At 71.5% G+C, this 22,613-nt stretch carries 18 protein-coding genes; 8 read left to right on the top strand and 10 right to left on the bottom strand.

Annotated features, from left to right (window positions below; translation table 11 throughout):
- Nucleotides 1–61 precede the first annotated feature (61 nt).
- From E4P39_RS18045 to E4P39_RS18030, 4 genes are all read left to right on the top strand, one after another.
- On the top strand, nt 62–1,261 hold the full coding sequence (locus tag E4P39_RS18045; protein ID WP_135138027.1) for an FAD-dependent monooxygenase: 1,200 nt from the start codon (nt 62–64) through the stop codon (nt 1,259–1,261).
- Between the two features lie 42 nt (nt 1,262–1,303).
- Nucleotides 1,304–2,284, top strand: coding sequence for a cyclase family protein (locus tag E4P39_RS18040; RefSeq protein WP_135137972.1), 981 nt, complete (start codon nt 1,304–1,306; stop codon nt 2,282–2,284).
- A gap of 94 nt (nt 2,285–2,378) precedes the next feature.
- Nucleotides 2,379–3,158: an SDR family oxidoreductase gene (locus E4P39_RS18035; RefSeq protein ID WP_135137971.1), complete on the top strand. Its 780-nt coding sequence runs from the start codon at nt 2,379–2,381 to the stop codon at nt 3,156–3,158.
- Nucleotides 3,159–3,236: 78 nt separating this feature from the next.
- Nucleotides 3,237–4,295: an alcohol dehydrogenase catalytic domain-containing protein gene (locus E4P39_RS18030; RefSeq protein ID WP_135137970.1), complete on the top strand. Its 1,059-nt coding sequence runs from the start codon at nt 3,237–3,239 to the stop codon at nt 4,293–4,295.
- Nucleotides 4,296–4,328: 33 nt separating this feature from the next.
- Here E4P39_RS18030 and E4P39_RS23285 read toward each other — a convergent pair whose 3' ends face one another.
- Complete coding sequence (locus E4P39_RS23285) at nt 4,329–6,005, bottom strand: FAD-dependent oxidoreductase (RefSeq protein WP_280790874.1); 1,677 nt, start codon at nt 6,003–6,005, stop codon at nt 4,329–4,331.
- 436 nt (nt 6,006–6,441) lie between these two features.
- On the opposite strand from E4P39_RS23285, the gene E4P39_RS18015 reads away from it, so the two are divergent.
- Nucleotides 6,442–7,722 carry a hypothetical protein gene (locus E4P39_RS18015; RefSeq protein ID WP_167761950.1) on the top strand — a complete coding sequence of 427 codons (1,281 nt, stop codon included), beginning with the start codon at nt 6,442–6,444 and terminating at the stop codon, nt 7,720–7,722.
- Between the two features lie 20 nt (nt 7,723–7,742).
- Here the strand turns inward: E4P39_RS18015 and E4P39_RS18010 are convergent, their stop codons facing one another.
- From E4P39_RS18010 to E4P39_RS17970, 9 genes are all read right to left on the bottom strand, one after another.
- A complete protein-coding gene (locus E4P39_RS18010) occupies nt 7,743–8,597 on the bottom strand; it encodes a DMT family transporter (protein ID WP_135137966.1) in 855 nt (284 codons plus the stop codon).
- 40 nt (nt 8,598–8,637) lie between these two features.
- The gene (locus E4P39_RS18005) at nt 8,638–10,779 is read right to left on the bottom strand and encodes a molybdopterin cofactor-binding domain-containing protein (RefSeq protein ID WP_135137965.1); all 2,142 of its coding nucleotides are present in this window, start codon (nt 10,777–10,779) and stop codon (nt 8,638–8,640) included.
- Nucleotides 10,776–13,142, bottom strand: coding sequence for an amidase family protein (locus E4P39_RS18000; RefSeq protein ID WP_135137964.1), 2,367 nt, complete (start codon nt 13,140–13,142; stop codon nt 10,776–10,778). Before E4P39_RS18000 ends, E4P39_RS18005 begins: the two co-directional genes overlap by 4 nt.
- Nucleotides 13,139–13,765 (bottom strand): (2Fe-2S)-binding protein, encoded by a 627-nt coding sequence (locus E4P39_RS17995; protein ID WP_209306604.1) that lies wholly within the window; start codon nt 13,763–13,765, stop codon nt 13,139–13,141. Before E4P39_RS17995 ends, E4P39_RS18000 begins: the two co-directional genes overlap by 4 nt.
- A 95-nt stretch (nt 13,766–13,860) precedes the next feature.
- Nucleotides 13,861–15,000: a penicillin-binding protein activator gene (locus E4P39_RS17990; protein WP_167761948.1), complete on the bottom strand. Its 1,140-nt coding sequence runs from the start codon at nt 14,998–15,000 to the stop codon at nt 13,861–13,863.
- Between the two features lie 320 nt (nt 15,001–15,320).
- The gene (locus E4P39_RS17985; protein WP_135137961.1) at nt 15,321–16,019 is read right to left on the bottom strand and encodes an ABC transporter ATP-binding protein; all 699 of its coding nucleotides are present in this window, start codon (nt 16,017–16,019) and stop codon (nt 15,321–15,323) included.
- The gene (locus E4P39_RS17980) at nt 16,016–16,870 is read right to left on the bottom strand and encodes an ABC transporter ATP-binding protein (protein WP_167761946.1); all 855 of its coding nucleotides are present in this window, start codon (nt 16,868–16,870) and stop codon (nt 16,016–16,018) included. Before E4P39_RS17980 ends, E4P39_RS17985 begins: the two co-directional genes overlap by 4 nt.
- Nucleotides 16,867–17,970 (bottom strand): branched-chain amino acid ABC transporter permease, encoded by a 1,104-nt coding sequence (locus tag E4P39_RS17975; protein WP_135137959.1) that lies wholly within the window; start codon nt 17,968–17,970, stop codon nt 16,867–16,869. The genes E4P39_RS17980 and E4P39_RS17975 overlap by 4 nt, the downstream gene beginning before the upstream one ends.
- On the bottom strand, nt 17,967–18,830 hold the full coding sequence (locus E4P39_RS17970) for a branched-chain amino acid ABC transporter permease (protein WP_167761944.1): 864 nt from the start codon (nt 18,828–18,830) through the stop codon (nt 17,967–17,969). Before E4P39_RS17970 ends, E4P39_RS17975 begins: the two co-directional genes overlap by 4 nt.
- Nucleotides 18,831–19,234: 404 nt before the next feature.
- Here E4P39_RS17970 and E4P39_RS17965 point away from each other — a divergent pair, with 404 nt between their 5' ends.
- The 3 genes from E4P39_RS17965 to E4P39_RS17955 form a co-directional block, all read left to right on the top strand.
- Nucleotides 19,235–19,963: an alpha/beta hydrolase gene (locus tag E4P39_RS17965; RefSeq protein WP_167761943.1), complete on the top strand. Its 729-nt coding sequence runs from the start codon at nt 19,235–19,237 to the stop codon at nt 19,961–19,963.
- Nucleotides 19,960–20,745, top strand: a complete 786-nt coding sequence (locus E4P39_RS17960; protein ID WP_167761941.1) for an SDR family NAD(P)-dependent oxidoreductase — start codon at nt 19,960–19,962, stop codon at nt 20,743–20,745. Before E4P39_RS17965 ends, E4P39_RS17960 begins: the two co-directional genes overlap by 4 nt.
- A gap of 133 nt (nt 20,746–20,878) precedes the next feature.
- On the top strand, nt 20,879–22,613 hold a 1,735-nt coding region (locus E4P39_RS17955; protein WP_209306603.1), incomplete at its 3' end, for a CocE/NonD family hydrolase.

Genomic DNA, 22,613 nt, shown 5'->3' with positions numbered 1-22,613 from the left:
ACGCTCCAGGCCCGGCCCCTGCCCCCATCCCTCGATCGCAGGAGGTACACCCGTGAGTCCCATGCCGAAGGTGGCAGTGGTCGGCGGATCGATGATCGGCCTCACGGCGGGCCTCGTGCTCCGCGATCTGGGCTGCGAGGTCGACGTCTACGAGCGGTCCCGCGTACCGCTGGAGGGACGGGGGGTCGGCATCGTGCTGCACCCCCAGACCGTCCGCTACCTGCTGGACAACCGGCTGCTCGACCTCTCCGCGGTGAGCACCTCCGCGGCCTACCACCGCTACCTGGCCGACGACGGCTCGGTGCTCTCCGAGGACGGACGCCGCCACCACTTCACCGGGTACAACACCCTCTACGGCACCCTGCTGCGCGCCTTCGGCCGGGAGCGCTACCACCTCGCCTCCGAGGCCACCGGGATCACGCAGTCCGAGGACGGGGTGGAGATCGAGTTCGCCGCGGGCGAGCGGGTGACCGCCGACCTGCTGGTGGGCGCCGACGGCGTCTCGTCCTTCGTCCGGCGCGCGATGGTCCCGGACGTGCAGCCGCGCTACGGCGGGTACGTCGCGTGGCGGGGCGTCGTCGACGAGAAGGACCTCACCCCGGAGACCTTCGCCGCGCTCGACGACTCCCTGACCTACTACTTCCGGCCGGGCACGCACGCGCTCACGTATCCGATCCCCAACTACGACGGCGCCGTCGAGCCGGGACGACGCCTGATGAACCTGGTCTGGTACCGCAACGTGCCCGAGGGGCAGCCGCTCGCGGACCTGCTCACCGACCGGTCGGGACGGCAGCGCGACGTGTCCCTGCCGCCGGGTGCGGTCCGGGACGAGTACCTGACCGACTTCCGCGACACCGCGGTCGCCCAGCTCCCGCCGCCGATCGCCGAGGTCGCGCTCAAGACCGCCGAGCCGTTCCTGCAGGTGATGATCGACGTCGAGGTGTCCCGCATGGCCTTCGGCCGGGCCTGCATCGTCGGGGACGCCGCCTTCTCCGTGCGCCCGCACGCGGCGGCGGCGACGGCCAAGGGTGCCGACGACGTCTGGGCGCTGTCCGACGCCCTGCGCCGCAGCGGCGGCGACGTGCCCGAGGCCCTGCGTCTCTGGGAACCGGCGCAGCTGGAGCTGGGGCGGGCCCTGCTGGCCCGCACCCGCGACCTCGGGGAGGGTGCCCAGTTCCGCGGCGACTGGGTGCCCGGGGACATCGGGCTGACCTTCGGCCTGCGCGAACCGGGGGACTCCGCCGACATGCGGGTCACCTGACGAAGAACACCGCCCATCACAACCGACACACCAGGAGGAACCATGGCCCTGCCGGCCGAGGACGTGCCGTTCGAGGGTGACGACGTCATCCGCGACTACATCGAACGGTTCTCCAACTGGGGCCGATGGGGGGACGACGACCAGATCGGCGCGCTCAACCACGTCGGTCCGGAGCAGATCACGGCGGCCGCCGGCCTCGTCCGCCAGGGCAAGGTCATCTCGATGGGCCTGCCCCTGGATCTCAACGGCCCCCAGTCCGGCGGCTTCCGGGCAAACCCGCTGAACATGATGACCGCGACCGGGACGGACTACCTCGCCGGCAAGCAGGACCCGTTGCCCGGTGGGTTCGGCCCGTCGAAGGGCTTCGGCTTCTCCGACGACGTGCTCGTGACCCCCAACCAGTCGGGCAGCCAGTGGGACGGCCTCGCGCACATCTTCTGGAAGGGGAAGATGTACAACGGCTTCGACGCCGGCAACGTCACCGCCAAGGGCGCGTCGACGTGCGGCATCGAGGTGCTGAAGAACCGACTCGTCATGCGCGGGGTGCTCCTGGACGTGGCGCGCTTCCGCGGCGTCGAGTGCTTGGAGCCCGGCTACGCGATCACCGCCGACGAGCTGGACGCCACGGCGGAGGCCCAGGGGGTCGAGATCCGCACGGGTGACGCGATCGTCGTCCGCACGGGCATGACCGAGACCCGGCGCGGCAAGTGGGGCGACTACAACGGCGGCTCCGCGCCCGGCTTCTCGCTGCACACCGCGCCCTGGCTGTACGAGCACGACATCGCCGCCCTGGCCACGGACACGTGGGGGTGCGAGGTCCGGCCCAACGAGATCGGGCTGTTCCAGCCGCTGCACATCGTGGCGCTCGTGCACATGGGTATCTGCTTCGGCGAGATCTGGGACCTCCAGGCTCTCGGGGAGGACTGCGCCGCGGACGGCGTGTACGAGTTCCTCCTGTCCGCGGTGCCGCTCCCGGTCACCGGTGCTGCCGGGTCCCCGCTGAACCCGGTCGCCATCAAGTAGCGCGTGGCGGCGCCGGTTCCCCGGTGGATCGGCGCCGCACCGCGGCACAGGTCATGACACATGCGGCGTCGCAGCCGCGGGACGGAGTGGACGAATGTTGCTGGACGGAGCGGTCGCGGTGGTGACCGGCGCAGGAACCGGGATCGGGCGGGAGATCTCGCTGCGGCTGGCCGCCGACGGCGCCGACGTGGTGCTCACCGGCCGGTCGACCGAGGCCATGGAGGAGGTCGCCGAGCTGGTCAGGTCCGCAGGCCGGCGGGCGCTGCCGGTCGCCATGGACCTGCGCGACCCGGCCTCGATCGAGGCGGCCGCCCGCGCGGCCGAGGCCGAGTTCGGCCGGGTCGACGTGCTGGTCAACAACAGCGGGGTGGGCGGGCCGAGCAAGCCGATGTGGGAGATCGACCTCGAGGAGTGGGAGGACACCTTCCGCGTCAACGTCACCGGCACGTTCCTGGCCTGCAAGGCCTTCCTCCCGGGGATGGTGGCCCGGAAGTCCGGCTCCGTGGTCGTCGTCGGCTCGGTCACCGGGAAGCGTCCGCTGGTCAACCGGACGCCCTACGCCGCCTCCAAGACGGCGCTGATCGGCATGGTGCGCACCCTGGCCTGGGAGGTCGGCGCCTACGGGATCCGGGTCAATCTCGTGTCGCCCGGCGGGGTCGAGGGCGAGCGGATCAACTGGGTCCTCGAGCAGCAGGCGGCGGCACGAAACATCACGGTCGAGCAGGCGCGGGCCGACTTCGCCGAGGGGTCGCCGCTGAAGCGACTGGTCGATGCCGGCGACGTCGCGGACACGGTGGCCTATCTGGCCTCCTCGCGGGCAGCCGCGATCACCGGCGACGACATCAACGTGTCTGCCGGGCTGGCCATGTACTGACCGTTCCCACTGTCCGTGGGTGCGGGGTCCACGGCCCGCGCCACCGCTGTGACGGCCGGTCCCGACTGAGGAGGGCACATGCCACCCGACACGATGACGGCGATGGTGCTCGACCGGTTCGGCGGCAGCTTCCGGGCGGAGAGCCGACCCGTGCCACGGCCCGGTCCCGGTGAGGTCCTGGTCGACATCGACTCCTGCGGCGTCGGGCTGACCCTCGAGCACGGCCGGCTCGGGTTGCTGGGCGGCAGCACGCCCCGCGTGCTGGGTCACGAGCTGGCCGGTCAGGTCGCAGTCGTGGGACCGGGCGTGCGGTTGTGGGCCCCCGGCGATCGCGTGACGGCCTCGTTCTACCTGCTGTGCGGCAGCTGCGACATGTGTGCCTCGGGCCGGGAGACGCTGTGCCGCAACAATGGCGGCTTCTACGGACTCGCCGTGGACGGTGCCTTCGCCGAGCAGGCGATCGTGCCGGCGCACAGCCTCGTCCCGGTGCCGGATGGCGTCGGCCTGCGCGAGGCCGGCCTGGTGGCCGACGCCGTCGCCACGCCGTACCACGTGGCCGCCCAGCGGATCGGGATCCGCCCGGGCCAGCACGTCGCCGTCATAGGGGCGGGTGGCGGGGTGGGCGTGCACATGCTGCAGGTCGCCCGCGCGTTCGGTGCCCGCGTCATCGGGATCGAGCGGGACGGGGCGAAGCTGGCCGAGCTGGAGAAGCGGGGACTCGCCGACGTCCTGGTCGACTCGGGGGCGCCGGACTGGTCCGCGCAGGTGGTCCGGGCAGCCGGAGGCCGCCTGACCGCCTGCGTGGACATGGTGAGCAGCCAGGAGACGCTGGACGGCGGTATCGACGCGTTGGACGCGGGTGGCACGTTCGTCGTGGTGGGCCACCGGGCGGACACCCAGGTCCGCGTGCCGTCGACCCGGCTGCTCCTGGGGGAGCTGGTGGTGACCGGCAACCGGTACGCCACGCGCGCGGAGATCGCCGCCTCGCTCGAGCTCGTCCGGACGGGGCGGGTGGAGCCGGTGATCGGGTCGGTCCTGCCCCTCGTGGAACTCGACAGCGCCTTCGCGGCCATCCGTGCCAACGAGGTGTTCGGCCGCGTCGTCGTCGACTGCGCTGCCCCCGCCGGCGCCTCCTGACGCCGCCGCCGCGCGATCGGTGGCCGCGTCCGGCTACACCAGCCGCGCCAAGCGGGCGGCATGGGCGACGAGCAGCCGTTGCGCGAAGGCGTCCCAGGTGTCGCCCACCGCGGTCGGCGAGGCCGGCGGTGCCGTCCAGCCGAGCCCCGACACCAGCAGGTCGAACGGCCCCAGGCGGCGCGGCTCGCCGTCGACGGTCACGTCCAGGTGTCCGCCGGCGGCTCCCCGCAGCAGGACGCCGGTGATCGTGGTGCCCCCGTGCCCGGCGAAGCGGAGGGCCGTGGTGCCCGCGACGAGGGGATGCGCGTCCACCATGGCGCGGTCCCCCGTCGCCAGCAGCGTGACGCTCTTCCCGGCCGCGGCGAGGAAGAGCGCCGTCTCGCCCGCGAAGATCCCCGAACCCAGCACCGCGACGCGGTCGCCGTGGCCGGCCAGGTCCACGCGGGACGCCAGGACGTCCTCGGCCAGGACGACGTCCGGACCGTCCGGCCCGGCGAGTTCCGGCACGACCGGCCTGCCCGGTGTCGCATCGATGGTCACCTCGTGGTCGCCGGGCCGGGCACGCTCCACCACGCGGACTCCGAGCCGCTCCAGGGCGCCCCTGAAGTAGGTCACACCGCCGGCGACCTCCGCCGCCCCGGGCACCCGAGCCCGGAGCGCGAGCAGGCCCCCGAAGGGCAGGTCCCCGGTGGCGACCGTGACCTGGTGACCGCGCATCGCTGCGACGCGGGCCAGTTCCAGCCCGGCGACTCCGCTGCCGAGCACGAGGACGCGGCGCGGAGGAGCCGCCGCTGCCAGGCCCAGCTCCCGCTCGTGCCCCGTCTCCGGGTTGAGGACGCACGAGACGCCCAGGGCCGTGGTGACGCCGCCGTGGCAGGCCTGACAACCGATGCACGGGACGATCTCGGACTCACGGCCGGCCAGCGACTTGCCCACGAAGTCCGGATCGGCGATGAGCGCCCGCGCGAACGCGACGAGGTCGGTCGTGCCCTCGACCACCGCGGCCTCGGCCGAGTCCATCGTGTAGTACCGGCCCACCGAGATCACCGGGACGGAGACGACCGACTTCACGGCCGCGGCGAAGTCGCGGAAGACCGCGGTCCCTCCGCCCATGGTCAGGGGCGAGTCCCTGAGCGCGTTGGGCCCGATGCCCGCAGAGACGTCGAGGAACGCCAGCCCCGCCTGCTCGAGGCGAGCGGCCACCCGCTGGCAGTAGGCCACGTCCACGCCGCCGTCGTGGTAGTCGGAGCCGACGATCCGTGCGCCCACGGGGAAGTCTGCCCCCACCACCTCTCGGATCCGCTCGATGATGCGCAGGGGGAACCGCATCCGGCCCTCGAAGTCGCCGCCGTACTCGTCCTGGCGCAGGTTCTGGGCCGGGGACAAGAAGCTCAGCAGCAGGTAGGCCGTGCCCATGTGCAGCTCGACGCCGTCGAAGCCGGCCTCGCGGGCGCGTCGTGCGCCCTGCGCAAAGGCCTCCAGCATCGTGTCGATGTCGGCGTGGGACATCTCGGTGGGGACCGGTCGCCCCGGGGCGGCGAGCGGCGAGGGCGCAACACCGGCCGGCCGCTGAGCTCCGCCACGGCGACGCGGCCGCCGTGATGCAACTGGAGGACCGCTGCAGGCCCGTGCCGTTTGATCGTCGAGGCGAGCTGCGCCAGCCCGGGGACGAAGCGGTCGTCGTGCACGGCCAGGTGGTTGGGCCAGCACTGGCCCGAAGGGTGCACCATGGCGGACTCGACGATAACCAGCCCGATGCCGCTGGCCGCCCGTCGGTCGTAGTAGGCGCGGTGGCGGTCGTTGGACGCGCCGTCAGGATCGGCCAGGCCGTAGGTCGTCATCGGTGACATCACGATCCGGTTGGGCAGGTGCAGACCGCCGACCGTGATCGGACGGCGGATCAGCGGGTACGGCTGATCTGCTGCGCGGTCGTCGACGCCTGGAGACGGGGTGGTTCCCATGGCCGGACGATAAGGGGGCGGCGCGCCGTACTTGAGGGCCCAGGGCACCGACGGTCGCTGCGCAGTTTGTGTCAGCACACATGGTGGCGCCCTCCCGGGCCCTCTTGAATGCTCGTGCGCCGGGGTGCAGCAGGTCGACGTCGTCCGCCACCGTCGAGGGTGCCAGCGACAGGAGGAGCCCGAGCATGGGGTCGAACACCGCGGAACCGGTCGGCACAGCGGCGCCGGGAGCTGATGAGGTCCGGGCGCCGGGCGTCCTCGAACAGCGGGGCGTCGAGTTCGTCGGCTACCACGACCTGGCCGGCCGCCCGGGTTTCAAGATGGCGATGCAGCGCCACGGCGACCGCTGGTACCTCTACCTCGGGCACCTGTGGCACCGGGGGTGGTCGGTCCTCGACGTGACCGACCCCCGGTCCCCGACGCTCTGCCGCTTCCTGGAGGGGCCGGCGGACACCTGGACGATCCAGGTCCAGGTGGCCGACGGACGCATGGTGACCGCCCTCGAGAAGCCGAACGAGGGGTGGGGGATCGAACCCGGGAGGCCGTTCGAGGAGGGCGCCTACATCTGGGACGTCGCGCACGACCCCGAGGACCCGCAGCTGCTCGGGCACTGGCGCACCGGGGGCACGGGGACCCACCGGAACTTCTACGCCGGCGGGGACCTGGCCTACATGACCGCCAATCCCGAGGGCTACGTCGGTCACCTCCTGGCTGTCGTCGACATCGGCGACCCGGCCCACCCGACGGAGGTCGGTCGGTGGTGGTGGCCGGGGCAGCACGTCGCGGGTGGGGAGAAGCCGGAGCACGACTTCTACCTGCACGGCCCCGCGTACGTCGTCGACGGACGCGCCTACCTCGGCTACGGGCGCGTGGGCATGGTGATCCTCGACGTGGAGGACCCGACGGATCCACGGCTGGTCGGCCGGGTGTCCTTCGGCGACCTCGGGAGCATGCTGGGGTGCCACTCGGCCGTACCGCTCCCGGGCCGGGACCTGGTCGTCGCGAACAGCGAGGCGATCCTGGAAGGCGACGGCGATCCGGTCAACTACACCTGCGTGGTCGACATCGCCGACGAGGCCCACCCCAGGATCATCTCGACCTTCCCGATGCCGCGCCCCGAGCCGGGCGCACCGTACGACAGCTACTACGCCAAGGGCGGCCGGTTCGGGCCGCACAACCAGCACCAGCACCAGGGCCACCCGGACCTGGCCATCCCCGACGACCAGATCGTCATGGCGTACTTCAACGCCGGGCTGCGCGTCTTCGACATCGCCGACCCCTACGTGCCGGTGGAGACGGGCTGGTACGTGCCCGAGGACCCTCCGGAACGGCGCGGAACGCTGCCGAGCACGCTGGTCACCCAGTTCGAGGACGTCCTCGTGGACGCGCGGGGCTACATCTACTGCACGGACAAGAACCACGGACTCTTCGTGCTCCGGACGACGGGGGAGGGGACCCGGCCGTAGCCCTCGGGCCCAGCCCGGCGTCAGCCCGCCGCGAGGAGCACGACGCCGACGATGGCGGCCGCCAGGCCGATCCGTTGCCGGCCGCCGAGTCGCTCCCGCAGCAGCAGGACGGCCATGGCAACGGTGATCACCGGGGAGAGCGTGGCGAGGACGGACACGACGCTGACCGGGCCGATGGCCGCCGCCCAGCCGAACGTGGCCACCCCGGCGAGGATGAGCAGGCCGTTGAGCGCGACCAGTGGCACCATCCGCCAGGGCAGCCTGAGCGACGTGCGCCGAGCGAGCGGCAAGACGAGCGCCGTCGCCAGCAGCGACACACGGCTGCTGAAGAGGGCCCACGGCTGCCCGCCGCCGTCCGATGCCTCGGCGAAGAGGCTGAGGAAGACGCCGTAGGAGACCGCCCACGTCGCGGCCAGCCACAGCCCGACCGAGGGCACGGCAGTCAGGTTCCGCATCAGCGACCCGCCGCTGCTGCCCGCAGCAACGAGCACCACGCCGATCATCGCCACCGGGATGCCGACCAGCTGCAGGACGTGGGGCCGCTCGCCGAGGGCCAGCGCGACCACGACCGGGACCCCGCCGCCGGTCGCGCCGATGGGCGCCATGACGCTGATCGGCAGGAAGCGCGCGGCCTCGAACATCGCCGTGAGGGCGACGCCGTTGGCGACTCCGGCGAGCAGCCCCAGCACCAGTGTCCGTGAGGTCGGGTCGGGCGCATCCTGTGCGAGGAGCAGCACCGCGGCCGCCGCCACGGCCGCCGCCTGCCCGACCGCCAGGACGGCCGAAGGCGTGTTGGTGCGGCTGAGCACGGGCCCGAGATAGCTGGCCACGCCGAAGAACAGGGCCGTCACCAGCCCCAGGACGACAGCGGTCACGCGTCCGGCCCGGCCCCTGCGACGTCGTCGGCCGGTGGCATCAACCCGCCTCGATGACCGCAGCGATGCGTTCGGGAGTCAGCGGCAACCGGCGGACCCGCACGCCGATGGCGTCGGCCAGCCCATTCGCCAGGGCGGCGGCGACCGGACCACCGGCCACCTCGCCGACGCCGAGCGGCGGATCGTCGGGCCGGGGGAGCACCGTGACATGGACCTGCGGCACGTCGGCGAACCGGAGGATGGGATAGCCCTCCCAGTCCCGGCTGGTGACGGTCCGCGCGTCGAAGGTGACCTCCTCCAGGAGGCTCCAGCTCGCGGCCTGGATCGCGCCGCCCTCGATCTGGTTGACCAGGCCGTCGGGGTTGATGACCTGCCCTGCGTCGACGGTCACCCACAGGTCGGTCACCCGGACCTCCGACACCGCCTCCACTCGGGCGACCACCGCGCAGTACCCGCAGACGTCCTTGTAGCGCGAGTAACCGACACCCCACCCGACGGAGTCCTCGGTCGGCCGGTCGTACCAGCCGGCCTGCTCGGCAGCGGTGCGGAGCACGGTTCGGGCACGCTCGTCGGGAAGGTGCCGCATGCGGTACTCGACAGGATCGGCGCCGGCGCGCTCGGCGAGCTCGTCCATGGCCGACTCGATCGCGAACACGTTGACAGTGGCCCCCAGCCCACGCAGGGCCGAGGTGCGCAGCGGCGCCACCAGGAGGCGGTGGGCCTGGACGTCCAGGTCCGCGACGACGTACGGGGGGACGGCGTTGCGGCCTGTCCCCCCGCCGATGGCCAGGGAGGGGTCGGACGCAGCAGGTGCCGGTACGTCGGCGGCGTGCCAGTAGCCCAGCAGGCCGGGTTGCCCGAAGAAGCCGGGACGGCTGTCGTGGCCGTTGCTCCAGGCGTGCTGCTCCCAGGTGACCAGATCGCCGGCCTCGTCGATCCCCGCGGACACCTCCGCCACCATGGCCGGGCTGAAGGGCTCCCAGGCGAACTCGTCCTCGCGTGACCAGACGACCTGGACCGGGCGTCCGGGCATGGCGCGGGCGAGGAGCACGGCGTCGAGCGCCACGTCGTCCGCGCTGTTGTGGCCGTAGCAGCCGGCTCCCTCGACGTGCTGCACGGTGAACTGGTCGGGATCCATGTCCAGGGCGGCCGCGAGGGCGCGCCGTAGGGGGAAGATGCCCTGGGTGTGCGTCCACACCGAGACGTCGTCCCCGTCCCATCGGGCGACGGCGGCGCCGGGCCCGAGGGAGCCGTGCGCGAGGTAGGCCCGGCCGTAGGAGGCCCGGTGCACGTCGACGACGCGGGCCGCGGCGTCCGGATCCTCCCGTCGCTCGACCTGGCTGACCTCCGCCGGGTGGCCGGGGAGGCTGTCGAGCCAGTCCGGGTCCACGGGCAGGGTCTCCTGCTCCTGCCACCGGGCGCCGGCCCGCAGCAGCTCGGTGGCCCGGATCGCCTCCTCCTCGCGGTCGGCCACGACGCCCAGGAAGCTGCCCTGGCGGACCACGCCGCACACCGACGGGAGCGCTCGCGCGGCGGAGTCGTCCACGTCGAGCAGGCAGGCGCCAGGGGAGGGCGGCCGCACCACCCGGCCGTACAACTGGCCGGGTAGACGGAGGTCGTGGACGAAGGAGGGTGCGCCGGTGAGCTTCCGGTCGAGATCACGCCTGCGGACGCTGTGTCCCACGATCCCGTGCCGGGCCGGTGCCTTGGCCGCCGCCTCGCCGGTGACGGGCACGTCCAGCTGCTCGCGCCGGAGCAGGGTCCAGTAGCTGCCCTGCACGGTGCCGGCCGCGTCGCGCACCTCGCCGTCGTGGACCTCGAGGCCCTCCACGGGGGCTCCTGAGCGGGCGGACGCGAGGCTCAGCAGCAGGCGGCGGACCTCTGCGCAGACGGCGCGCAGGGCGCTGCCCGAGTCCATGATCGACCGGCTCCCGGCGGTGAGCCCCTCGTCCGGGCTGCGGTCGGTGGCGGCCGGCACCACCTGGACGCGCGACCAGGCCACGTCGAGCTCCTCGGCCGCGATCTGGCCGAGCGCGGTGACGATGCCCTGCCCCAGCTCGACCTTGCCGACCCGGACCTCCACCTGCCCCCCGTGAGGAAACCCGACCCAGTGGGAGAGCAGCGGGTTGCGCTGCAGGCTGTACCCGAAGGGCACGGCCTGCGGCGGCAGGGGGGTGCTCACACCGTGCCCCCGTGCACGGGGAGGGGCCCGAACGCCGGCGGCGGGACGCGACGCCGGGAGGCCGCCTCGTAACTCGACGCCACCCGGAGCAGCACGTCCTCCTTGCCCGGCTCCGCACGGAAGACGAGGGAGAAGGGCAGCCCTGGTTCGGGGAGTTCGGTGGCCCGGTCGGACTCGCTGTGCACGTACCGCATGCGGTCGTCGCTGAGCACGAAGACGGGATCGTAGGCCGTGCGCACGTAACCGGCCGGGACGAGAACCTCCGTCAATCCGGCGTTGGGCCCGTACATCGACTCCGGCGGCAGGTTGTGCGGGTTGTTGAACTCTGCCGGGTCCCCGATCCGGGCGGGCGGGAGGGGGGTGTGCAGGCGGACGAGGACGTCGAGGTGGTTCTCGAGCAGGACCATCATGTCCACGCGGCGGAGCAGTTCCCGTAGCAGCAACCGCTCGTGCACGCCCTGGCGCCCGGAGAGGGGGTTGCGCATGTCGCGCACCTCCTCCCAGTTCCGCCACCAGGCGCGCTGGTCGTCGCCCCAGAACTTGGACCGGGCGTTGAGGGAGGGGAAGTCCACCAGCGTCTCGGTGAAGCCGAGTTCGGCCCAGTCCGCCGCACGCGCCCTGAGGTACTGCGGGATGTGGTACCGGAACGTCATCGACAGCTGCTGGTCCTGGACGGTGGCGATGTCGAGGTTGGCCGGCGGCTCGATCCGGCCCTCGGCCAGCTCCACGAAGTAGTCGATCGGCGCCATCGTGCCGGTACCGAAGATCTCGCCCGGCATGAACTCCGTCGGTTCGACGGCGGCGGCGAAGTCCGGGAACACCGGCGTGCCGTCCCGGCCCAGCCGGAAGAGCAGGTCGGGCATGAAGACGGGCACCAACCGGGCGAGCGCGCGCCGGAAGTCGGGTTGCATGACCTCGAGATCGGGATCGCGTGCCCAGAGCGGGTCACCGGACTCCACCAGAGTCGCCCCGAGCCGGTCCCCCAGCACGGCCTTGATCTCGGCCGCGGCTGCCGGCGGGATCACCGAGGAAGCGAAGGCGCCCGGGCGGACGGGCATCGACTCCCGCACGATGCCGATCCGCATGCCGCTCAACGCTCCGGGCTCCCCCGATCCCCGAGCGTGCACGGCGTAGGACGGCAGCACCGAGGAGCGCGGCACCGTCGTGAACGGGTCGCGCGGGTCGTAGTACTCCTCGGTCGGGTCCCGGAGGGCGTCGAGGACCTTGGTGGCGTCCTCCAGGGTTCGGGCGAGGACCCCACTGCGGTCGACGTGGATGTCCGCGCCGATGGCGCCACCGTCGAAGCCCAGCATCGCCTTGTGCGGGAGGACGAGCGCGACGGCGTTGTGGTTGGCCGGTCCCCGACACGACGCCCGCGTCTCCTCGCCGAGGCTGACCATGACGAGGTTGGCGCTCACCGACACACCGGACCCCGAGCTGGACCCCAGGGAGGCCGACCGGGTGGTGTCGTAGACGTTGGCCGGATTGCCGGCCCAGGTGCTGCGCTGGTACCCGAGCGTGGAGGGGAGGACCTTCTCCGGTGCGTGCCGGCCACCGGGGTCGCCGATGCGGCCGTTGTACTCGGTGTTGATCGCCTTGGCGTAGATGATCGCGCCCTTGGCCCGCAGCTGCTCCACCAGCACGTGGTCGCGGGCGGGGAAGTCGATGTCGAAGCGGGCGTCGGCGCCACCGGTGGAGCGCATGTCCGTGGTGTCGAACGGGTCCTTGAAGGAGAAGACGACGCCGTACATGGGCATCGCCTCGAGGTCCGGGTTGCGGCCGTAGGTCGCATCGAGCTCCGCGGCGCGCTCCAGGGCGTCGGGCTGGTGCCGGAACATCTCGCAGACCGGAGGCGCCCCGACCGGAAGGGGCCCGTCATCGGGGTGGCGGTCGAAGTCGCCCTTGCAGGTGACCGACCGCTCGCCACGGATGTTCAGCGTGGCCAGGGCGTTCAGCTGGCCGGCGTCGGGCAGGCCGACCAGCATCCCGAACTGCTGGTACACCTCCGGGTCGGAGGCCGTCGGCTCCATGCGGCCGAACTCGAGGGGCGGCCCCTCGTACTTGTCCAGGTCCGGCAGCAGGGTGGAGGCGGCGACGGTCTCGGTGGGGAAGGTGAGGGCATCGAGGGCGCGGACCGCACCGCTGACCGGCGGGACGGGGTTGCCGTCCTCGGTCATCAGGGCGCTGGCGACCCCGTTGTAGGCGCGGGCCCGGTCGATGTACTGCTGCACAACCTCCACGCAGGTGGTCGCACCGGAGCGGATCGCTCGGTGGAGGTCGTCGATCGTCGCCTCTTCCAGCCGGAACGGCGGTTCCCCGGACACCCCGGCCGCGTCCTCGATGTCGTACCTCGTCTGGCTCATGGTGTGCTCCCCAGTGGGCGCGCGGCGCCCTGCGGTCGGTCGTCGTGCTGCGGTCGGTCGCCGTCCTGCGTCGGCTCGTCACCGGACCCGTGCGCGCGCATCGTCCGGGCGGCGTCCGTCACCGCAGCCAGGACCCGGCCATGGCTGCCGCAGCGGCACAGGTTCCGGTCCAGGGCCTCGGCGATGGCGTGCCGCGGGGGCTCGTCGTCGCTGTGCAGGAGGGCGCAGGCCGAGACGAGGATCCCGGACATGCAGTAGCCGCACTGCGCCGCCTGCCGGTCGATGAACGCATCCTGGAGGGTCCGCATGACCGGGTCGTCGGAGAGACCTTCGACGGTGGTCACCTCGTGGCCCTCGGCCGCCCAGACGGGCAGATCGCAAGAGGGCGTCGGGTGGCCGTCGAGCAGGACCATGCAGGCGCCGCACTGGGCGAGCCCGCAGCCGAAGCGGGATCCCGTCAGGCCCAGATCGTTGCGCAGCACGTAGAGCATCGGGGTGTCCCGACGGCACGTGACCTCACGACTGCTCCCGTTGACCTGGAGGCGGAAGACGGCCTCCGGCTCGGGGACGGCGCGTGGCCGGGTCCACTCGGGCCTGGACGTCTGGTCATGTCCCTGCGACACGGTTCTCCTGCTGTCGTGGCATGCCCCCGGCTTCCCCGGCGGCGCGGGGCGCGGTGAGCGGACAGGCATGTCCCTGTCCGCCCACCGCGCTCCGGCTACTCCGGTCGGCCGGCGCTGTCGTGACGGAAGTGGGCCTCCCACTCCTCGTACTCCAGCGGACCCTCCGGCGGCACGCTCTCGAAGGTCTTGATCGGCACGTTGCGCAGGTCGCCGTCGATCTCCTGGACCTCGCAGATGTAGACGTTCTGGACCGGCGAGTGGGTCTTGTCGCTGATCTCCACCGGTCCGCGCGGGGCCTCGATGTTCACCGACTGGAGCGCCTCGGCGATGGCCTCGGGGTCGGAGTAGTCACCGTCGAGCGACTTCAGCGCCTCCACCATGATCTGCGCCTTCACGTAGCCGGCGTCGGAGTAGTAGCCGGGGTAGAGGTCGAACTTCTCCTTGTAGGCGGCGACGAACTCCTCGTTCTCCGGGGTGTCGATGCCGTCGCAGTACTGCGCGCCCGTCATGACCCCCAGAGCCGCGTCACGGTTGAGCTGCGGGAGCACGGACTGGTCGGTCAGCTGGGTGATGCCGACCAGGGGGATCGCGCCGGTCAGCCCGTAGGACTTGTACGCGTCGATGAACCGCACCGCGAACACGCCGGACATCTCGGCGTAGACCGCGTCGGTGTCCTGCGAGATCTGGGAGACGTAGGAGCTGACGTCCGTGGCGTTGAGGGGCACCCAGATCGCCTGGTCGACCGTGCCGCCGAGGCTCTCGAAGGCCGCCTTGAAGCCGCCGGCCACCTCCCACCCGAAGGAGAAGTCCTGGGCGGCGATGGTGATGTTGCGCCAGCCCATGTCCTCGTAGGCCCACTGCGCGGCCATCAGGGCCGGGTGGTCGCACGACCATCCGGACGAGTACCCGTTGCCGTTCTTCTGCCAGGAGTCGAGCTGGACCTCGCTGCAGAGGGTCAGGTCGTCGACCGGCACCTTCTGCTGCGCCAGGTACGGGGTGACCGCCGCGGACTCGCTGGAGACCAGCGGGCCCTGGAAGACGGTGACGCCCTCCTGGACGATCTGGCGCGCACTAGTGAGCGCCGTCGCCGGGTCGCCCTTGGTGTCGATGTAGCGCACCTCGATGGGGTGGCCGTCGACCTCGCGGCCGAACGTGTCGAGCCCGAGCTCGAAGCCGTTCTTCTGGTTCAGGCCGTTCGCCGCGAACGCGCCGGTCAACGGCACTTCGAACGCCACCTTGATTGGGCTGCCGGGCTCGGACGTGTCTGCACCCCCGCCGGGGCCCTCACCGCACGCACCGAGGCTGAGGGCCACGAGCGTGGCGACCGCCACTCCCGTCCGCCGCTTTCGAGACCCGCTGATCCTGGACACCACGCGACTACCGCCGATTCTGTGAAGGGGGGCGGTGTACCCGCTCCCGTGCCATCCGGTCCTGGCGCGATCGCCCGGACCCTGCTGAACCCGTTCCGTTCAGTTCTCTCGGTACGGCGGCCCCGACGACGGGTGAACCGGGACGCGCCTCCGCCGCCCGCATTCCTCGGTGCGCCATGCCTCGCCTAGACCCCCAGGTGCAGGTGGCGCACGTCGTCGGCTGCCTCGAGCTCCGCGGGGGAGCCCTGCCAGACGACCTGGCCGCCGGCGAGGACGTAGAGCCGGTCGGCGGTCTCGATGGCCAGCCCGTAGTTCTGCTCGACGAGGAAGACGCACAGGCCCTCCTGCTTGAGCAGCCGGATGACCTCGCCCACCTTGTCGACGATGACCGGCGCCAGCCCTTCCGAGGGCTCGTCCATCAGCAGGACCCGGGGGTTGGTCATGACCGCGCGGCCGATCGCGAGCATCTGCTGCTCGCCGCCGGACAGATCGCTGCCCCGGTTCTTCCGCCGCCGGTTGAGGTTGGGGAAGAGGTCGTAGACCCGCTCCAGGGTCCAAGCGCCCGGCTCGCCGTTGCCCCGGGCCGCCAGCGTCAGGTTCTCCTCGACGGTCAACGAGGAGAAGACGTGCCGGCCCTGAGGGACGAGGGCCACTCCTCGCTTGGCGATCTGGAACGGCTCCTTGCCCCGGAGCGACGTCCCGTCCAGCGTGATGTCGCCGTCGCGGGCGCTGAGCAGGCCCATCATCGTCTCGATCAGCGTGGTCTTGCCCATACCGTTGCGGCCGAGCAGTGCCGTGCACTGGGCGTCCTCCGCCTGCAGGCTGATGCCCTGCAGGACGTAGCTCAGTCCGCGGTAGGTGTGGACGTCGTCGACTGTGATCACGCGTGCGGCGCCTTTCCGTCGCTGTCCGCCGGGTCGGCGCCGGCGGTCCGGTCGATCTGCCGGCGCTTGCCGAGGTACAGCTCTCGCACCAGCTCGTTGCGCTGGATCTCCGCCACCGAGCCGCGCGTCACCAGCTCGCCCAGGTGCAGGACCGCGATGTCGTCCACCGCTCCCCGCAGCACGTCCATGTCGTGCTCGATCATCACCAGCGTCAGTTCCTTGGGCAGGCCGTTGAGCAGGTTCCGGATGTCGACCCGCTCCGCGGGCGAGAGTCCGGCTGCCGGCTCGTCGAGGAGCAGGATCTTCGGCTTGAGGGCCAGGGCGAGACACACCTCGAGCTGACGCACCTCGCCGTGGGAGAGCTCCTCGGCGTAGGCGTTGAGCCGGTGGCGCAGCCCGAAGGACGCGCCGAGCGCCTCGGCCTCCTCGACCTTGGCCGAGTACCTCCGCCACGGCCGCAGGAGGTCGAGCTTGGAGCCGGAGAGCCCATGGGTGGCGACGGCGAGGTTCTCCAGCACGGTCATCCCCCGCAGCACGCGGGTGATCTGATACGTGCGGCCGAGGCCCAGGGCCACCCGCTTGTGCGATGCCAGGGACGTGACGTCGCGGCCGAACAGGTGGATCCGGCCGCTCGTCGGCTTGAGCTCGCCGGAGAGCATGTTGAAGAACGTCGTCTTGCCGGCGCCGTTCGGGCCGATGATCCCGAGGCGGGAGCCGCTCGCCACGCTCAGCGTCACACCCTCCACGGCCTTCACCCCCGCGAAGTGCCGGCCCAGGTCGTCGACGCTCAGGGCGATGCCGTCGGCGGCGGCTGGAGCCGGGGGGACGGCGGATGCAGTACTGGTGGTCACTGCTGCACCTTCTCGGTCGTGGGGTCGGGCAACTCGGACTCGGTTTCCGCGCCCGCATCGCCCACCGGGACCTCGTTGATGCCCAGCTGCCCCCGCGCCGCCTTCTGCCGGGTGAGTCGTCGAGCGAACTTGGTGACGAGGCCCCAGAGCCCCTCGGGGGCGAAGATGACGACGGCGACGAAGACGATGCCCATCACGGTGGCCCAGCGCTCGAAGTAGAGGCTGAGGTAGTTCTGGAAGAGCATGATCACGATCGCACCGACGGTCGGGCCCCACAGGGTGCCCAGCCCGCCGATCACGGCCATCAGCGTGACGATCCCGTTGTGGCCGAAGTCCAGGGCCGTCGGTGTGATCAGGCCGTTGGTGAAGACGAACAGGATGCCGGCGACGCCGGCGAACATCACCGAGATGACCCAGCTGATGTACAGGTGCAGCCGGGTGGCGTAGCCGAGCGTCTTCAGCCGCTGCTCGTTGGACTTGATGCCCCGCAGGGCCAGTCCGAAGGGGGATGCGACGAACGTGCGCAGGGCGAGCACGGCGAGGACGAACACCACGAGGACCGTGAACGACAGCACGATGGGGTCGTTGAGGTCCAGGGGACCGAGCGTCGGGGCGACCGGGATGATGAGCCCGTTGTCCCCACCGCTGAGGTCGACCCAGCTGGAGGCGAGGCCGAACAGGATCTGACCGAGCGCCAGCGTCATGATGACGAAGCTGATCCCTCTCACCCGGACCGCCAGCAGGCCGGTGAGCAGGGCCACCGCCAGCGTCACCACGAGGGAGATCACGATGGCGGTCCAGGGATCAGCACCGTCCGACATGGGGACGGCCACGCCGTAGGCGCCCAGGCCCAGGAAGCTCGCCTGGCCGAGGGAGACCATTCCGCCGTAGCCGCCGAGGAAGCCCACTCCCATCGCGGCGATCGCGAAGATGAGCATCTGCGTCACGAGCTGGCCGTAGAAGCCGCCCCGGTACAGGTAGGACGAGACGATCAGGAGGAACACGAGGCCGATGAGCAGCATGAGCCAGCGCTGCTGACGCGCCAGCAGGCCCTGCCAGCCGGCGACGCCGGCACCGGCGCCCGGAGTGTGGGTGCTCATGCTGCCGTCCTTCCGAGGAGTCCCTGGGGCCGCACGAGCAGGACGAGCACCAGTGGCGCGAACAGGGCGAAGTAGGCCAGGGCCGGGAAATAGGCCTGGCCGTAGTTCGACAGCAGCCCGACGATCAGACTGCCGAGGACCGCCCCCTCGAAGCTGCCCAGGCCACCGACGATCACGACGATCAGCGCGAAGGTCAGGATCTCGGCGTCGGCGTTGGGTGCCAGGCTCAGTACGGTCCCGCCCAGCGCGCCGCCGACGCCGGCGAGCAGGGCGCCGAGGGCGAACACCATGGTGAAGACCAGCCGGACGTTGATCCCCATGGCGCTGACCATCGCCTTGTTGTCGACGCCGGCGCGGACGATGGCGCCCACCCGCGTCCGGCGCAGCAGGAAGTACAGCGCCAGGCCGATGACCACGGCCAGGAACAGGATGAACATGCGGCCGTTGGGGTAGATGATCCCGCCGGGCAAGGTCGTGGACTCCCGCAGGACTCCGGGCAGCCGCAGGGACAGCGGGTCGCCGCCCCAGACCGCCAGCGCCAGGTCGTTCATCACGTACACCAGACCCAGGGTCGCGAGCAGCTCGGCCATGACCTGCCCGCGCATGCGCTTGATCAGCGTGCGCTCCAGCACGATGCCCAGCAGCGCCATGGCCAGCCCGGCGACGATCACGCCCACGAAGAAGTTCCCGACCAGCTGGATCGTGGAGTACGCGATGTACCCGCCCAGGAGGTAGATCGCGCCGTGGGCCAGGTTGGTGATCCGCATGACCCCGAAGACCAGGGTGAAGCCGCTGGAGACCAGGAACATGATTCCCGCCAGCGTCAACCCGTTCAGGGTCTGCACGATGAACTGATTCACGCGAATCCTCACTGCCCGGCCGGTGCTGTCCCTGGGCGGTTGCTGGGCCGCGTGCGGTCGCACCTCGTCATTCGCCGAGCCCCCCGGTGGATGCCGTGAGGACGGCGGATGAACTTCGTGACTCCGCATGCATGCGTATGTATGGTGACGTGCGGCACAACGTACGAGACATTCAGGTCGCCGTCAACGGCCCACGAAAACGTGGCGCGAGCCGAGGTCGCCGTGGTCGGCGATCGGGATGTCCGCTCCAGGGGACGTGGTGTGCACGGCATCCCCTGACCCCTGACCGCCGGTCCGATCGAGGAGTTCCTGTGCTGGCTGAACTCGTGTCCGTCCCTACGCCGAGCACGCCTCTGGACGGGCTCTTCTACGAACCCCCGGGTCGACCGGCGCGAGGTGCGGCCATGCTCATGCACGGCAATGGCATGAACTTCTACTACGGCGCACCGGGCTTCCTCCCGTCCCATCTCACCGGCATCGGGCTGGCGGCGCTGTCCTACAACCGACACGGTCACGACACGGTCAGCGCGCGCACCCGCGTGGCCGAGGGCAACGCCTACCAGACGACGGCCGAGGCGATCGAGGACAACGAGCGTGCGGCGCAGTGGCTGGGGGAGCGGGGCTTCGCCGCGCCGGTCGTCATCGGTCACAGCAACGGCGGGATGCTGGCCTCCGAGCACGTGGCCCGCCACCCCGAGACGCCGGCCCTGGTCCTGCTCTCGGCCCACCTGGGTGGACGGGACATGCTGCGACGCGGTTCCGAGCTCGGCCTGCTGGCCGGTGACCGGCTCGCGGAGATCTCCCGCCGGGCCCACGAGCTGGTGGACGCCGGGCGCCCGGAGGAGCTCATGCTCCTCCCTGGCTGGTACTACGTGATCACCGCCGGGTCGTTCGTGGACCTGGAGAGCAACCTGCCGGTGCTCCTGGACAACGCCGCCCGGATCACCTGTCCGGTGCTGTACATCCGCGGTGACCAGGAGGACCGGGAGATGTACCCGGCCGAGCGGTTCGCCGAGGTGGCCGGCGGCCCGGTCGACGTGCGCATCCTCGAGGGCTGCGACCACTTCTACACCGGCCTCGAGGACGAGGTGGGCCGCATCGTCGCCGGATGGCTGGACGAGGTCCTGGGGTGAGTGCCGGCCCCGGCGCGGGGAAGGGGACACCCCCGCCGCTCCGTGACCAGGTCGCCCTCGTCACCGGTGGCGGTGCGGGCATCGGCCGGGCCTGCGTGGAGCGGCTGGCCGCGTCCGGAGCCCTCGTGACGCTGTTCGACCGCAACCGGGCCCGGGCGGCGGACGTGGCCGCGGCGATCGGCCGGTCCGGAGGGGACGTCGACGTCGTCGTCGGGGACGCGACCGAGGAGGGTGTCGTGGCCGACGCGGTGGCGACCACCCTCGACCGCAGGCGACGCCTGGACATCCTGGTGACGTGCGCCGGAGGATTCTCCCGCGCGGACCCGCTGCCGGACGTGGGCCTGGACGAGTGGAACGACCTCGTCACGGCCAACCTGACCGCCACCTTCCTGGCCTGCCGGGCGGTGGTGCCCACCATGCGCCGACGACGGTACGGACGGATCGTCACCGTCTCCTCCATGGCGGCGCGCACCGCGCTGCCGCAGGCCGCGCACCCCTATTCCGCGGCGAAGGCCGCCGTCGTGGGACTGACCCGTCAGCTGGCCCTCGAGGTGGCCGCCGACGGCGTGACCGTGAACGCGGTCGCCCCGGGTGTGGTGCTCTCCCCGCGCGTGGAGCGGCGCGGCCCGGAGTTACTGGCGGAGGTGGCCCGGGCGACTCCGATGCAGCGGGCCGGCACACCGGAGGAGGTCGCCGCCGCCATCTGCTTCCTCGCCGGCCCGGACGCCGGCTACATCACCGGCGCGACCCTCGACGTCAACGGCGGTCGCTTCATGGGCTGACCCGCCCCCGAATGTCCCGGTCCGACTCGCGACCGGACACAGGTTTGCGCCACCGGCCCCGGCGGCCGGCGCGGCACCGGCGCGGACCTGCCCGCCCCAGTCACCACGACCCGAGCACGAGGAGAGCCACCTGATGGGCCAGCGCACCGAGAAGACCAAGACCATGAGGATCGACTGGGACGTCCCGATCCTCATGTCCGACGGGACCGTGCTCCGCGCGGACGTCTACCGTCCCCTCCCGCTGGGGCGCTATCCGGTCATCCTGACCTACGGGCCGTACGCCAAGGGGCTGTCCTTCCAGGAGGGGTATCCGGACCAGTGGAAGGCGATGGTGACCGAGCACCCCGACGTCACCGCCGGCTCGGTGGGCAAGTACCAGAGCTGGGAGGTCGTCGACCCGGAGAAGTGGGTGCCGGACGGCTACGCCTGCGTGCGTGTCGACGGCCGCGGCGCCGGGCGCTCACCGGGCTTTCTCGACCCGGTGTCCCCCCAGGAGAACCAGGACTACTACGAGTGCATCGAGTGGGCGGGCACGCAGAACTGGAGCAACGGCAAGGTCGGCCTCAACGGGATCTCGTACTACGCCTGGAACCAGTGGCACGTCGCCGCCCTGCAGCCGCCCCACCTGGCCGCGATGTGCCCATGGGAAGGGGCGGCCGACTGGTACCGGGACATGACGCACCACGGCGGGATCCTCAGCACGTTCTTCACCATGTGGTATCCGGAGCAGATCCTCAGCGTGCAGCACGGGATGGGGGAGAACGCGCCGCGCAACCCCAACACCGGTGAGCTCGTGGCCGGTCCGGAGACGTTGCCGGACGACGAACTCATCCGCAACCGGGTCGACCTCGGTCGGCAGGTTCTCGAGCACCCGCTCGACGACGAGCACGCGCGCAGCCGATCGGCCGACTGGTCGAAGATCACCGTGCCGTTCCTGTCCTGCGCCAGCTGGGGCGGGCAGGGGCTGCACCCGCGCGGCAACTTCGAGGCGTTCATGCGGGCCGCGTCGAAGGAGAAGTGGCTGGAGGGGCACGGCCTGGAGCACTGGACGCACTTCTACACCGACTACGGGCGGCTGCTGCAGAAGCGCTTCTTCGACTACTACCTCAAGGGTGAGGACAACGGCTGGAACGAGCAGCCGCCGGTCCTGCTGCAGGTGCGTTCTCCCGGGGAGCGCTTCGTCGAGCGCACCGAGCAGGAGTGGCCGCTGGCCCGCACGCAGTGGACGAAGTTCTATCTCGACGCCGCAGGCGAGGCGCTGACCACCGAACCGCCGGCCGAGAGCAGCGCCGCGTACGAGCCGCTGAACAGCGACGGGATCACGTTCTGGACGCCGCCGCTCGAGCAGGAGACCGAGATCACCGGTCCGGTGGCCGCGCGGGTCGCGCTCTCCTCCGCGACGACGGACGCCGACCTCTTCCTGGTCCTGCGGGTGTTCGACCCGCAGGGGGAGGAGGTGCTGTTCGCCGGGACTCTCGACCCGCACACCCCGGTGGGTCAGGGCTGGCTGCGCGCCTCGCACCGCAAGCTCGACCCTGAGCTGACGCTGCCCTACCGGCCGTACCACGCGCACGACGAGGTGCAGCCGCTGGTTCCTGGCGACCGCTACGACGTCGACGTGGAGGTGTGGCCGACCTGCATCGTGGTGCCGGCGGGGTACCGGATCGCGCTGACGGTCCGCGGAACGGACTTCGACTACGGCGGGGAGCCGATCAACGTCGGCTGGTTCGTCATGAAGGGCTCCGGGGCGTTCAACCACGACGACCCGAGCGACCGTCCACGGGAGATCTTCGGCGGCACCGTCACCCTGCACACGGGTGGTGGCGAGGACGCACCGCACCTGCTGCTGCCGGTCATCCCGGCGGGTG

Source organism: Blastococcus sp. CT_GayMR19, assembly GCF_004570385.1.
Taxonomy (GTDB): Bacteria; Actinomycetota; Actinomycetes; order Mycobacteriales; family Geodermatophilaceae; genus Blastococcus_B.
This window is presented reverse-complemented; position numbering and strand designations above follow the sequence as displayed.